This is a genomic window from Petrotoga sp. 8T1HF07.NaAc.6.1, assembly GCF_016772115.1.
Lineage (GTDB): Bacteria > Thermotogota > Thermotogae > Petrotogales > Petrotogaceae > Petrotoga > Petrotoga mobilis.
On record NZ_AUPG01000015.1, the window covers coordinates 1 to 14,413 of the forward strand.

15 protein-coding genes are annotated in these 14,413 nt (G+C 33.0%); all 15 read right to left on the reverse strand.

What is annotated here, in order from left to right; translation table 11 throughout:
- Nucleotides 1-20: 20 nt before the first annotated feature.
- Entirely contained in the window at nt 21-2,156 is a 2,136-nt protein-coding gene (locus NAAC61_RS09010) for a flagellar hook-basal body complex protein (RefSeq protein ID WP_202695824.1), read from the reverse strand.
- A gap of 40 nt (nt 2,157-2,196) precedes the next feature.
- On the reverse strand, nt 2,197-2,859 hold the full coding sequence (locus tag NAAC61_RS09015) for a flagellar hook assembly protein FlgD (protein ID WP_121514353.1): 663 nt from the start codon (nt 2,857-2,859) through the stop codon (nt 2,197-2,199).
- The gene (locus tag NAAC61_RS09020; RefSeq protein ID WP_202695825.1) at nt 2,852-4,756 is read right to left on the reverse strand and encodes a flagellar hook-length control protein FliK; all 1,905 of its coding nucleotides are present in this window, start codon (nt 4,754-4,756) and stop codon (nt 2,852-2,854) included. Before NAAC61_RS09020 ends, NAAC61_RS09015 begins: the two co-directional genes overlap by 8 nt.
- Before the next feature lie 2 nt (nt 4,757-4,758).
- The gene (locus tag NAAC61_RS09025; RefSeq protein WP_012207961.1) at nt 4,759-5,436 is read right to left on the reverse strand and encodes a hypothetical protein; all 678 of its coding nucleotides are present in this window, start codon (nt 5,434-5,436) and stop codon (nt 4,759-4,761) included.
- Nucleotides 5,437-5,687: 251 nt separating this feature from the next.
- Nucleotides 5,688-6,524: a mechanosensitive ion channel family protein gene (locus tag NAAC61_RS09030; RefSeq protein ID WP_012207960.1), complete on the reverse strand. Its 837-nt coding sequence runs from the start codon at nt 6,522-6,524 to the stop codon at nt 5,688-5,690.
- Nucleotides 6,525-6,540: 16 nt separating this feature from the next.
- The gene (locus NAAC61_RS09035; RefSeq protein ID WP_202695826.1) at nt 6,541-7,239 is read right to left on the reverse strand and encodes a 16S rRNA (uracil(1498)-N(3))-methyltransferase; all 699 of its coding nucleotides are present in this window, start codon (nt 7,237-7,239) and stop codon (nt 6,541-6,543) included.
- Nucleotides 7,240-7,245: 6 nt separating this feature from the next.
- Complete coding sequence (gene serS / locus NAAC61_RS09040; protein WP_103065311.1) at nt 7,246-8,520, reverse strand: serine--tRNA ligase; 1,275 nt, start codon at nt 8,518-8,520, stop codon at nt 7,246-7,248.
- Nucleotides 8,521-8,586: 66 nt separating this feature from the next.
- Nucleotides 8,587-8,805: a DNA-directed RNA polymerase subunit omega gene (locus NAAC61_RS09045; RefSeq protein ID WP_012207957.1), complete on the reverse strand. Its 219-nt coding sequence runs from the start codon at nt 8,803-8,805 to the stop codon at nt 8,587-8,589.
- 25 nt (nt 8,806-8,830) lie between these two features.
- Nucleotides 8,831-9,439, reverse strand: coding sequence for a guanylate kinase (gene gmk, locus NAAC61_RS09050; RefSeq protein ID WP_012207956.1), 609 nt, complete (start codon nt 9,437-9,439; stop codon nt 8,831-8,833).
- A gap of 2 nt (nt 9,440-9,441) precedes the next feature.
- Nucleotides 9,442-9,729 (reverse strand): DUF370 domain-containing protein, encoded by a 288-nt coding sequence (locus NAAC61_RS09055; RefSeq protein WP_012207955.1) that lies wholly within the window; start codon nt 9,727-9,729, stop codon nt 9,442-9,444.
- Between the two features lie 114 nt (nt 9,730-9,843).
- On the reverse strand, nt 9,844-10,452 hold the full coding sequence (locus NAAC61_RS11115) for an endoribonuclease YicC domain-containing protein (protein WP_273542594.1): 609 nt from the start codon (nt 10,450-10,452) through the stop codon (nt 9,844-9,846).
- A gap of 29 nt (nt 10,453-10,481) precedes the next feature.
- Nucleotides 10,482-10,727 (reverse strand): YicC/YloC family endoribonuclease, encoded by a 246-nt coding sequence (locus NAAC61_RS11120; protein WP_273542595.1) that lies wholly within the window; start codon nt 10,725-10,727, stop codon nt 10,482-10,484.
- Between the two features lie 134 nt (nt 10,728-10,861).
- Nucleotides 10,862-12,217 (reverse strand): sensor histidine kinase, encoded by a 1,356-nt coding sequence (locus NAAC61_RS09065; RefSeq protein ID WP_202695827.1) that lies wholly within the window; start codon nt 12,215-12,217, stop codon nt 10,862-10,864.
- Nucleotides 12,180-12,854 (reverse strand): response regulator transcription factor, encoded by a 675-nt coding sequence (locus tag NAAC61_RS09070; RefSeq protein WP_202695828.1) that lies wholly within the window; start codon nt 12,852-12,854, stop codon nt 12,180-12,182. Before NAAC61_RS09070 ends, NAAC61_RS09065 begins: the two co-directional genes overlap by 38 nt.
- A 197-nt stretch (nt 12,855-13,051) precedes the next feature.
- Nucleotides 13,052-14,404 carry a hypothetical protein gene (locus tag NAAC61_RS09075; protein WP_202695829.1) on the reverse strand — a complete coding sequence of 451 codons (1,353 nt, stop codon included), beginning with the start codon at nt 14,402-14,404 and terminating at the stop codon, nt 13,052-13,054.
- Nucleotides 14,405-14,413 lie beyond the last annotated feature (9 nt).

The window sequence follows — 14,413 nt, forward strand, 5'->3', positions numbered from 1 at the left end:
GCACAATTCGGCAAAAATAATTATCTCTTAATGTTTACAAGCTCGTTAAGGATTGCATCTGCGGTAGTTATACTTCTTGAATTTGCTTGGAATCCTCTTTGAGCTATGATCATGTTGGTGAATTCTTCTGCTAAATCCACATTTGACATTTCTAAAGCCCCTGGATTAATACTTCCCCTTCCTCCAACCCCAGAGACACCTATTTGTGGAAGTCCACTGTTTGAACTCATAGCGTACATAGAGTTACCTGTAGCTGATAAACCTTCGGGGTTGTTAAAAGTGGCTAGAGCTACTTGCCCCAATGGAGCTGTTAAACCGTTTGTGAAAGATCCTATAATCTGTCCATTGGTGTTTATAGCGAAAGACTCTAAAGTTCCTTGAGCGTTTCCATCTTGTTCAGTAACCGCTATAGAATTTTCTGCAAAAAACTGAGAAAGTTCTTGAAAATTAATCGAAACGTTAACAGGACCTGCACCAGCTGCTGATTGAGGGTCCACGCTTGGATTTAAAGCAGCGCCCAACTCAGCTGGGTCGAACCAGAAACCCGCTGCTCCATCGTCACCGTCCCCGATAGTTTGATCTATGGTGCCGTCAGGGTTAATTTTCCATTGAGTTGCAGCTATGTTACCGTTTGAATCAAAAGCTATTACTCCTTCGGCGGAATCATCGAGTAATTGACCATCAGCGGTACTTTTATACAATGGAGTTCCGTCTTCTAACTCTGCCTTCCAATACCAAGTGTTAGCATCTATTTTTGTGAATTTTAAATAAGTATTGTAAGGGTTACCTAGAGAATCGTATACTACTGTTGATGTTGTAACAGATGGGCTTATATAGTTAGCTTCTGAAAAGTTGGTAGGATTGTTAAGGTCGGTGAATCTTATAGCTCCACCTGAAGGTGGTTGAATCATCTCTCTAACGGATTTTAAGCCGGTAAACCCCTGCCCATCAATAGTATCAGCATCAGAGGCACCGGTTAAACGCAATCCTGTAAGTGTATAATTTCCAGAAGTAATTCCAGTTGATAGTAAGTTGTTGAAGTCAGCAACTGTATTTCCGGTCATAGTTCCATTAAAAACGACTGGAGTTACTGGAGCACCTTCGATATTTAAAGTTATTGTTAGATTTGGTGGGGTAGTAATATCAATATCAATATTTTCCGGATCATAATAAACCGTTTCTCCCGTTGTGTTATCTGTAACCCTAATGCTTCCTGTAAGAGTTGCAATACCTGGGTCACCTGAACTTGTAGTAATATCAACCTCAACAGAATCACCATATTGATCCACTATTTCACCGTTTATGTCGTATATAGAAATCTTACTTTCTGCTAAAGGATCTCCGTCTCCATCGTAATTAACCCAACTAATTACATTTCCCGTATCGTCAAGCTCTACTTTTCCACTAATTTGGTTAGTTGAAGTTAAATTACCTGAACCATCGTCAACTGCAAATTTGTACTCAGAACCAACTACACTTGCCGTCCAATTATAAACATTTTTATCCTTGTTTTCTTCGCTCATATCCCTTTTGAAAGAGAATTTTACGGGTATATTTTCACCTGTTGTACTCTTGACCACAATTGTTGTGTCTTGAATACCCGCACCTGCGTTTAAATTATGTGCAAGTCTTACAAAGGAGGTTTGTTTTGCCGCCATTACTTGTCCGCTTGATATTTGGATATCTCCTATAGGATCGTTGGTGTCAATGGTCCTATTTCCTTCTTGATCAATTTTTGCTGTCCAACCTTGCAATTTCATACCAGATGCAGGATCTACAAAGAATCCGTTGTAATCTCTAGTGAAATTGCCAGCCCGTGTATAGTATTGACCTATTCCATCTGAGAGAATAAAAAACCCTTCTCCTTGAATCATAAGATCTGTAGCTTTACCTGTAGACATAGGAGAACCTTGTGTCATTAATTTGTCTATAGAAGCTAATTGAGATCCTAATCCAATTTGCATAGGATTTGTTCCACCTAGTTGGTTTTGTGGTGCATTTCCTGCACTTAATGTTTGAAAAAGAGTTGTTTGAAATGTTGCCCTTGAACCTTTGTAACCTACGGTATTAACGTTAGCGATATTGTTTGCAACTATGTCGAGTTGATCCTGAAAGTTCCTTAAACCTGTGATTCCAGAGTACATTGATCTGAGCATGTTATACTCCTCCTATCTAGATCGTATTGATAATCAGAATTTAGGCGCTAATTTCATTCACTACTGAATAAGGATACATTTCACCATTGATAAGTAGGTAAAGTTCGTTGTCTAAGAACTTCACTGCTTCGACAGTTCCACTTTTTACACCGGTATTTGCTACCATTTGGCCATTTTCTACGGTGTAAATTCCATAGAGATACTCTCCATCAGGCATCATAGTTCCATCGTTGTTTCTTCCGCTCCAAACATATGAGTGTAACCCTGCTTCCTGCACACCCAAATCTTCTGTATAAACTACTTGTCCCTTTGAATCATAAATCTCTAAATATACTTGGGAGCCGTTGTCTAATCCATAGTTTAGTCCTTCTGCTACCCCACTTTGCAAGTCAATGGTGTTGTCATTCACCACAACGGTTTTTCCTATCAAGCTTGCAGCTTGCAATTTATTGAGCGACATTTGGGAGTTAACCATTTCTTGAATTGCTTGGCTCATATTGGTTATTTGTTCAGTGGAAGATAGTTGAGAAAGCTGAGCTACAAGATCTTTGTTTTCCATCGGTTGAGTCGGATCTTGGTTTTGTAATTCTGTAACCAACAGTTCTAAAAAAGCTTCTTTGTCTAATTCTTTTTTTATTTCTCTGTCTTTTTTTGCATCATACGTACTTTGATATATAGAATCCATCGATACTGAGTTAAGCATTCAAATCACTCCTTAAATAATCATCAAAGGTGTAGTAAGTTCCTTCTTCTGGCTGATCGTCATTCTGATCTTCTTCACTGTATTTTTTCTGCTCTTGCTCTTGTTGATGTTGTTGATTTTGATCGGCTAAATAATGTTCTTCTTGTGTGACATTCACTTTTATACTGATGGGTTGGTATCCTTCATCCCTTAAATTTCCAACTAAAGACTGTAATGTTTTTGATATAATATTTTTTGCATTTTCGGTTTCTGTTGATATGTTAACAGTTACGGCTTGCCCGTTTTTTAATATCTGAATATCGACTTTTCCTAAGTCAGGAGGAGATATTTTTACTGAGAAACTTTCGTTTAGAAAGGTTTGAGTGTTTTTAGAAATAACTACTTCCTTTATTTGAGCGTTTAAATCTTTTAGATTGGTTGTAGGGATACCATCTTGTATATTATTTTTGTTGATTTGTAGGGATTTTAAACCTATTTCATTAGTGCTTGGATCGGTTTTTAATTGTTCGATATTTAAATTTTTGCTAATGTCTCCTAAATTACTGGTTGGTGCCAGTTTAACAGTATTATTTTTTTGTAATTCAGAGTTTTTATCTTTGTTTATGTTGTTTTTTCTGGTTTCATAAGGGTCAAAATACACATTCTTACCAAAGTTGTTTTTTGTATTTAAAAGATCCGCTTTTGGATCAAATTGCATTGCTTTTATAGAATCATTATTCTCATTTTTATTATTCTTTGTTTTATCGATGTTTCCCTTAATCAAGGAATTGGTTATGAGATTTGTTTCTTCAATTATGCTTGATAAAGAGTTTCCCATCTTTGAATTATTGGTGTTAATTATATCCATAGCAGTTTTAATTATATTTAATTCGTCAGGTGTAAATTCTGTTTTAAAAGATGAGAGTATTTTTTGAGCTTGCTCTAATGTATTGATTTCATCTTTGCTTTCTATACTTTTTGAGCCTTTTTCTATTAATTGTAATAATTTTTGAATATCAGCTTGAACAATCTGATTCGTTCCTTGTGAATCTTTTGAATGCAGATTGTTTTGTGACAGAGTGGAGGGACTTTTTTCTGTGGGTTTAGAATGCTTAATCAAACCTTCTGAAGATATTTCACTTGTACTCTCTTTATTCTCTTGGCTTTCTTTTATGATAATGTTAAAAGCTTTTTGTAATATCTCTTTATCTTCTTCTGTGAGTTGGGTTTTAGAAGAAGATAATATTTTCTTTGCTTGCTCTAATGTATTGATTTCATTTTTGTTTTTTGTACTTTTTAAGATTTCTTCTATTCTAGAAGATAATTTTTGGATATCAGAGTTGACAATCTGATTGACTTCTTGTGAACCTTTTGAATGGAGGCTGTTTTGTAACATAATATTGGGACTTTCTTCTATGGAATTAGAATACTTGATTAAACCTTTTAAAGGTATTTCACTATTACTACCCTTTCTTTCTTTTATAATAACGCTAAAAGCTTTTTGTAATACTTCTATGTCATTCTTTGTAAACTCTGTTTTAGGGGAAGACAAAATTTTTTGAGCTTGAATTAATAATTCCTTTTCATCGATGCCTTTGGCGTTTTTGGTAGAAACTTCTATGAGTAGGAGTAATTGATCGACGTCCAAATGGATATTTTTTGTTTTTTTAGTATTTGAAATTAATAAATCTTTCGAATCAATAGTATTCAGTGTGACCGATAACTTATTATTTGTCACTTCTTTTTCTGGCATAGGAGATTTTTTAAAACCAAGGCTGTCTTCTTCTACATTGTTAAAAATATCTTGAAATTTTTGATCAAAGGATTCTAATTTAGCATTAGATGCATTCGCAGTAAAGTGATTAATGTTTTTTGATTTGGGTAAATTAGTTGTAAGATCAGTTAAGGCAATGTTCAAAATTATTCGCTCCTTTTTTCTCCCATTTTGGCTATCACTTCAGCAGCTTTTTGTGGGTTAACAAGCGCAAGAGCTTGCAGTATTTCAGCGGCTGATTTTGATTCAAGCGTTGCGAGTGCATCTACTAATAATTCCACGCTTACTTCTTCTCTACTTAAAGCGTTAGCAATTTGTTGAGGGGTTGATCTAGCCAGCCAATTGGCTAGGGTATTTATTCTGGCATTGTAATCGTTGTATTGGTCAATTTTTTGTTGATATTCTTGATTTAACTTTTCTAATTCTTCTCTTTGAGCCATTAAATTTGCACTTTCTTGTGAAATTTGGTCTAAAAGTTTTTGTAATTCATTTTGTTCGGCAATTAATTTTTCTCTTTCGTCTTGTATAGCTTTGAGTTTGCTATCTAACAGTTCCTTTTGCAAATAGAAAGGATCTGAAATCTCCAGATATTCATAATTAGATAAATTTCTTAATCCTGGTATAAAATCGATTAAATATGCCATATAACTTCTCCAACTGTTTTGAAGATTCAAATTGAGATACGAAAGCCTATTATATTCGAAGTAGATGTAACCAACTCCAAGTAGAAAAATAGCCACAATCAAGGAAATTAGAATAATTCTTAAGAATTTTTTCCCCGATCTTTTTTTTGGTTTCGGATTTTCTTCTTGTTTTTTTTGCATTGGAAATTTCCTCCTTACACTAATATTTTTCTTTATAATAGTCAATTTTCCTAAACACAAACATCATTTGCTTCGCAAATGAGAATTTGGAAGAATTTCAAAGCATTATGAAAAAACTTTTGCACAAGGCTGCAAAATGCTTCGCAAATGAGAATTTGGAAGTTATTTCAAAGCATTATGAAAAAACTTTTGCACAGTACAGTAAAATTAAGAAAGGCGGTTTACACCGCCTTTTTGAAAATTTCTATAATTTAAATATTTTCTTTGTTTTGTGTTATTTCATTGGGGACTTCTTTTATGTGAAGGTCTAATTGGTTAAAAGGTATTTCAACTTTATTTTCTTCGAATTTTTGTTTAATTGATTTTGCTACATCCATCGACGAATTTATAAAATTTTCTTGTTTTGCCCAGAACCTTACAATGAAGTTTATTGAAGAATCGGCGTAACCATCAAAAACGATTAGCGGTTGATGGTCATCATCTATGTGCACTAATTCGGCTGATCGTACTGCTTCATCTATTACGTTTATTACCTTGTTTAGATCGGATGAGTAAGATACTCCAACTTTTACCTCGTTTCTTCTTATGTTTGTAGGCCAATAATGAATGATCTTGCTTGACCAAACTTCTCTACTGGGAAGGTTGACTCTTCTTCCATCCCATGTTCTTATGACCACATGATTAACGTTTATCTCTTCTACTGATCCAGATATTCCATTTATTTCGACAGCTTCACCATCTACTACAAGATGGTTCAACATTATTAAAAATCCACAGATTAAATTACCAAGAGGTTCTTGTACTGCAAAAGCGACTATTATACCACCTATTCCTAATCCAGCAAGAAATGCGCTAAGGTTGGTAAAAATTACAGAAATAATGATAAAACCACCTAAGGTATACATAGCTATGTTCAATATCGTCATTAAAGATTTCTTGTATTGAAGCGTTACTCTTCCGCTTTTTTCTGCTGTGTTTATTATGATTCTATAGATAAATTTTGCTAAATACCTCGCGATAAAGAGAATTGCAACACTGATACCAATTCTTATTAGATAATTGATAGTTGTTTGGAGCCATTCTGGCATTTTGAACCCCCCCTTATTAAATAAATAACCTGTTGTATTCATAGTTAATGATACTCATTGCATATATAGCAGAAGTTTCAAAACGAAAGATACTTTTACCCAAATTAACAGTTTTGAATTCGTTTGTAGAAAAAAAGTCTTTTTCTCTTTTTGAAAATCCATATTCTGGGCCAACAACTAAGTTTATTTTCTGTGCACCCTTTAACTCTTTTAAGACTTTTCCTAAATTGTCATTTGTTCCATCTAAGTCTAGTACTATCGCGTCTTTCTTGGGAATTTCCTCAAATTGTACAAAATTAATTTGAGGGATATGGGCAAAAACAGTTTGTTTGGATGTTTCTATTATAGTTCTTTGGAATTTATTCAAATTTGTATAATTTATATCCGATTTTTCCCCGCGGTAAAGGTAAAAACTATTTGCCCTTAATTCAATCATTTTTTCTAATAGTAAGTGCATTCTATCCCATTTACTCATACCCAAATATACTGATACATATGGTTTGTAATCTTCTTGTTGTTCTTCTTTGTCTATGATTGTAAGGATCGTTTCTTTTTTACCTATTTTTACTATTGTTGCCGTGAATAATAACCCATCACCCGTTATTACTTTTATTGTTTCTCCCTCGACTTTTTTTGTTATTTTTAAGTGTGCAGTTTCTTCTTCGTTTAGAATAATTTTTTCATTTACTTTTTTCCCGTAAAACGTATTTGGCATCTATAATCAACCTATGAACTCTTTTCCCATGTAAGGAATGAGTTTTTCAGGAATTTCTATCTTGCCATTAGCCGTTTGATAATTTTCCATTATAGCTACTAAAGTTCTTCCAACTGCTAATCCTGAACCATTTAGTGTGTGAACAAAATTTAACTTATTTTCTCTATCCCTGTACCTTATGTTTCCTCTTCTACCCTGAAAATCTTTTGTATTAGAACATGACGATATTTCTTTATAATCATTGTAGCTAGGTAACCATACTTCCAAATCATAAGTCTTGGCTGCTGCAAAACCTAAATCTCCAGTACAGAGAGCAACAACTCTATATGGTAAATTCAAAAGTTGCAACACCTTTTCTGCGTGGCTTGTTAATTCTTCCAAGGCTTGAGAGGATTCTTCAGGAGTTGTATACCAAAATAATTCTACTTTATCGAATTGGTGTTGTCTGATCATTCCTCTTACATCTTTTCCATAACTACCTGCTTCTCTTCTGTAACAAGGTGTATAAGCAACGTATTTTAAGGGGAGTGAATTAAATTCTAAGGTTTCGTTTCTATGTAAACCAGCCAGAGAAACTTCGGCGGTAGAAATAAGGTACATTTGATCCAAAGAAGTTTTATATAAATCGTCTTCGAATTTCGGCAGTTGACCTGAAGAAGTTATAGTTTCTTTTGTAACTAGATGTGGAGGCAGTATAAAGGTGTAACCGTGATCTTTTGTATGTAAATCGATCATAAAGTTGATTAAAGCCAACTCTAAACGGGCTATGTCACCTTTTAAGATGGTGAATCGAGATCCGCTTAGTTTAGCTGCTCTGTCAAAATCTAAGAGGTTTAATTCTGTGCCTAAATCCCAATGAGCTTTTGGTTCAAAATCAAATTCTCGTGGTTTTCCCCATCTTCTTACTTCGAGATTTTCGTTCTCATCCTTTCCAACGGGTACATCGCTGTCAGGAATGTTAGGCACCCATAATAATTTATAATTTAAATTGTCTTCAATATTTTTCAAATCTGATTCCAGATTTTTTATTTGTTCAGAGATTTCCTTTCCCTGGATAATTATTTCTTCGGCCTCATCATTTTTCTTTTGGGCTTTTAATTTAGCAACTAATTTTGAATTTTGATTTCTTTGGGCTCTAAGAGTTTCGATTTGTTGCAACAATTTTCTTCTCTCTTCATCGAAAGAGATAATTTCATCTATTATGGAAGTTTCATTGTTTCTTTTCATTAAGGCTTCTTTTATTTCTTGTGGATTCTCTCTGATATATTTTAAATCTAGCATTTTACCCTCCCAAAATGGATGTTTTAAAACTTTATTTAGCGTCCCTTCGCCTCACCTTGAATTGGATTATTTACTTAAACTATCTAATAAAGCTGAATTTTTGACTTGTATTTTACCGTTTTCTAATTCTTTTAAGGCGATGCTTACGTAGTCTTTTTTCTCAGTAATCCCTTTCAATTCATCTAAGTTTTTTAGAGTTTCAGCCCTTTTAGCTGCAATAATAGGAATTACATATTTATACTTCGCTTTATTTAATATTCTATCGTAATTTATTCCCAAATTCATTTGATTTCACCTCTTAATTTAAAATTCATAGTTGTTTTTTAAAAAAAAACGGAGTTTTGTCATCGAACCTTTCTCTCTTAAGTTGTTCTGCCACGAGAACTGATATGAGTTGATTTGTTGATTCTTCAATTTCCTGGTTGACAATAACGTAATCGAAATCTTTCATATGAGAAATCTCCCACTGTGCATCTTTTAGCCTTATTTCCAAAGAATCTTTTGATTCGGTACCCCTTTTTTTTAGTCTTTTTTCTAGATCCTCATTTGAGGGAGGTAAAATAAAAATGTATATGGCGTTCTTATAAATTTTTTTAATATTTAAAGCTCCTTGAACATCGACATCTAAAACAAGGCCTCGACTTTCTTTTAACTTTTCCTCAATAAATTTTTTGGAAGTTGCATAATAATTTCCATGAACCTCAGCCCACTCGAGAAATTCTCCATCTTCTTTCATTTTAAAAAAGGTGCTTTTATCAACAAAAAAATAATCTTTTCCGTCAATCTCTCCTGGTCTTTTTTCTCTTGTGGTATAGGAAACAGAAAATGAAAAGCCAATAATTTTGTCTAAAACATTTTTTATCAATGTAGATTTTCCTGCACCTGATGGTCCACTAACGATGTAAAGTAAACCCTCCATTTTTATAGTACTTCCTTGCGTATTTTATCCAAAACTTTTTCTATGTCATAATAGTTCTGCAAAAATCTATTGGTAATTGTTTCTGGTTGGATTGCGCTGGCTATAACATGGCCAGAGTCGGTTATTATAAATGCTCTAGTTTTTCTTCCGTGGTTTACTTCTAATAACTTTCCTTGCTGTTCGGCGATTTCTTTTAATCTTTTTAAAGGTTGAGAAGTAGGAGAAACAATGGCTATAACCCTATCACCAACAACGATATTTCCAAAACCTATGTTAATTAATCCATACATGAAGAACACCTCCACCAACAAAAAGATTTAGCTAAGATCCATCCTTGCCTTAAACACCTTTAAAATGCAATTTATGCGTACTTCCATGCGATATTTTTGGTCACTTACCATAATTCAATGAAGATTTTGAACTTGCTCTCGAATTTTATTAACCAGGGTTCTCCCTTCCAAGGAAAGGTTAGTTATATCTAAAATTTTTGACTTGGAGGCGATCGTGTTTAATTCCCTATGCATTTCTTGACAGATAAAATCTAGTTCTTGCCCTATACTGTCGTTATTATTTTCATTTTCTAGAAAATTTTTAAACCTTCTAGTGTGACTTTTTAATCTATCCATTTCTTCGCTAATGTCGGCTCTTTCTGCTAATAAGACTATTTCCATTTCTAACCTATTTTCATCGATGCTATCTATATTACTGATCAAAGAATTAACGTTGTGTTTTAACTGTTCTCTATATTTTTCTTTCATTTGCTGAGCATTTTCCTCTATTTTAATAATGATATCTTCAAGTTCAGTCAAATAGCCATCAAGAAAGTCTTTTAGATCTTTCCCTTCTTCCTTTTGATATTTCAATACGGTTTCGATAACCTCTTTTAAAACTTCTTTCGCACCTTCCCAAATATCATCGATAGTTTTTTCATCAATGGAAATTTTAACAATATCTTTAAATTTTAACAGATCTTCTAAATTAACATCATCTGCTAAATGCAGTTCGTTGATCAAACTGTTGAGGGCGTTGTAATAGGCTTTAGCTAGCCTAAGTCAACATCGATTATGTCGTCTGTTTTCAATAATTTTATGTCTATTGAAATTCTCAAATTTCCCCTTTTGAAGTATTTTTTAACAAGATTTTGAATATGTAATTCTAATGGAGAAAATAAAGGTGAGATTGAGGTGTTGATATTTAGATTTTTGGAATTCAAAGATTTTATTTCTACATTATAGCTATAATCGCCAATATTTTTTGTTAATCTCCCATAACCGGTCATACTTCGCATAATTTCGCCCCCTTTATGTTTATTATACATTAAAAAGTCAATAATTCAAAAATTTTAAGACATTTTTTAACTTAATCACGAATAATTCGGCCTCATCGTCGTTATTCAGGTGAGATAAGATAATTCGGACCATCTTACAGCTGACTCAAAAAAGTCAACGTAAAAGTGCTTCCTTTACCTAATTCAGAATAAGCTTTTAATTCAATATCTAATGCATCAGCTAGTTTTTTTGCTATTGATAATCCTAATCCATGGCCTTTATCACTTCGAGAAGGGTCCGCTTTGTAAAACCTTTCGAAGATGTTTTTTAATTTTGTCGTTTCAATACCAATACCATGGTCTTGTATGCTTATACTCTTATGATCTGGGTCTAATTTTATTGTTATTTCTTTCTGATTTGGTGAGTATTTTATTGCGTTTTCAATGAAAATTTTGAAGATTAAAGAAAGGTACTCATTAGAGCTATTTACTGTGAAACTTTCTCCCTGTATATCTATTTTGAATTCACTTAGCTCTAATTTAAAAAGGTTCAAAGTTTCTTCTACTACATTTTTAACATCTATAATTTCCTTTTTAATTTGGTAATCGTTCTTAGTGAGAAGCAGAAGTTTATCAACTAGATCCCTTAAATATTCACTTGATGACTCTATACTGTTCAACGATTCTTCCATAATTTTGGGATCGGTTTTCCCCCATCTTTTAAGCATTTTAATGTAACCATTTATAGAAGTTAAAGGTGTTCTCAGCTCATGAGAAACATCGGAAACGAATTGATTTTGTATTTCAAAAGCATTTTCAATTCTATCCAACATAGAATTTAATTTTTGTGCGAAGATATCGAATTCTTGTGATTTTTGTTCTGATATTCTCTTATCTATGGTCTGGGCATCTATTTCAGATATTTGTTCTGCCATTTTGACTACTGGTTTTAGTGTGCTTTTTGCTAAAAAATAAGATACCAATAGTGATATAAAAAGACCAGTCGTTATTATGACAAAAACGGCTTTTTCAAAGTTTCTCAAAAGAGCTGTTAGCTCAAGAGATGGTCCGCCGACTATTAAAAGAGATGAACCAAATATAGGAACACCTGCAAAGATGTAGTACATTCCATCAGATTCATAAAGATACGGTAACCTAGGAATTTTGAAATTCTCCTTTATCAAACCATAAGGGTCTGAAATCAACTGTCCGTCTAGAATGACGATCCTGTTTGATAATAAACTTCTTCTCAATACACTTGAATCTTGCATAATTTGGTAAAGCAAATCTAGAGGTTCCTGAGGATTGTTAGCATTTCCCCTATTCAGTCCACTTACATTCAATTGTGCAATATACATGTCGTTGTAACTTTGAAGTGTGAATTGTACAAAAACGATCCTCACTATGCCAACAATTGTCAATACTATACTCATAGTAATGGCTGTAAAAACTATTGTTTGCCTAAAAATTGCACTATGTTTTACTTTCTTTCTCCCTAATAACGTAACCAACTCCTCTCACAGTTCCTATATTTTGTGTGGAATCTTTCAATTTTTTTCTTAAATAATTGATGTATACTTCAACTAAGTTGTTGTTCTCTTCATCGTAGTATCCCCAAATCTCTTCTAAGATTTTTTCTTTTGAGACAACTATATTTTTATTGATAGCCAGTAACTTGAGTATGTTAAATTCCGTGAGGCTTAAATGAACATTTTTTTTGTTCACAAGAACTTCCATGTTTTGAGGATAAATCTCTATGTCTCCTACTTTTATTAGTTCTTTAGTTTTCCCCATTCTTTTTAATAAAGCCTCGATTCTTGCCAATATTTCTTCTATTTCAAAAGGTTTAACAACATAATCATCAGCATTTTTTAAACCTTTAACCTTGCTTTCTAATTCTCCTCTGGCTGTGATCATTATTATTCCAATATCACCGTCGTAATCTCTGATTGCTTCAGCAACCTCAAATCCATCTCTTATAGGTAACATTATATCCAATAATATAATATCAGGCTTAAAATTTTCATAAAGTTTTAATGCTTCATCTCCATCTTTTGCTATTTTTACGATATAACCTGCGTGGGTTAGTTCCAATTCTAAAAGCCTTGAGATGGATTTATCATCTTCTACTACTAGAATTCTAAACATTTGTAATCCTCCCCAAAGTTGAAATTAATGTCTTAAAAACTTGAGTTAGTAACCCTTCGCCGAACGTTAAGGGGGTTCCCCTTAAAAACCCCAAATCAAGGTCAAAATCATTTAAAAACATTGTTTGCACACTGCGGCAAACACTCCCCGCCCTATAAGGAAGAGCAGATAAGGGTTTTACCCCGCCCCCACCCTACTCAAAATTTAAGTGATAAATTGATAGTGTGTAAGTGTTGATGGAATAAGTACGAAAGCAAAACCCTGCTTTGTTGAAAAGTGAAAGTGTACTGAGATCCGAAATTAAGATATATAGATGCTTGATCTTCTTTACTTATTGAGAGACCAAATCCTGGATATAAAGAGAATTCAGAGGTTTGTTTTTCTCCAATGCTATAAATTTTTGCAGCCACTAAATCGTAGCTTAATTCGTTTATATCTACTAAAATACTATTTAGATCTTCTATCTGACTGTTCACCTGAAGTATACCGTATAAAGCAAAATTATTGAAATCTTCGTAATCGTCGAGTAGAAAAGATACATTTATGAGATTTTCTTGATTTTTCAGTATAGCTCCAATGCTTACATTATCATTCAAGGTTGTTTTATAGGTAAATTTAAAGTTGTTATTGAAGTTGGAAGAGATTTTAAAGTAAGACTTGTTGAACTGCAAAGAAATACTGGATATAATCTCGTTAGAATCAAATTGATAACTTACTCCTATCGTAGTTTCTAGATTTGAGACATTGTTTGCTTTTTCATATACTGTTAGGTTTTCTAGATTAAACTTAGAAGTAACTAAAACATTATATTCCCCATCTTTTTCTACCAAATAATAATTATTAATATTTTCTTTAAATTTAACATCTGCTTCATTTACATCAGAGTTCTCATAAAACTCGACTTTTTCTAGATCCGTAAGAATTGAAAAGTTTGATTCTAAAAATCCGATGGCATCCTTGCTTTCAAGTGGAAAGTCGCCATAGCTTTTTTCTAAACCGATTAAATAATCATAGAGTTTTTTTGAGATTTTATGTGAAGATGAATAGGTGATTATTTTGTTATCTCCTGCGTTAGTATCAAGGAAATTGAAAAAATTTGAAATTTGAGATGACAATTCGTCCTTACCAAACACAATTATACTATTAAAGTTAGAGTCTGGGACCTTTCTAACTCTTTGGTTTAAAAGCATCAGAATATTTGATATTTTTGTTATTTCCAGATTTTTGAAGTTAATCTCTGTTGCATTTTGTACAGATCCTTGAATTATTAAATCAAAATCTCCCACTAAATATAAATTATTTCCTACTTTTTTGTATTCATAATTGGTAGAATATAAGAGAATATCTAAAGCGCTTTCTAAATCTAAAGTATTTATTTCTTTGGTAATTTTTCCTGAAGTATTTGCCTTTGTTAAAATAATACTTCCACTAACTTCCTCAAGTTTTTCTAGTGCCTCTTCAAGCGGTGTTTCGTTAAAACTTAAGTGAATATTTGAAAAGTAAAAAGAGGCTGAAACGACGACAATAATTAATAGCAGTACTTTTTTCAACTTTTAACC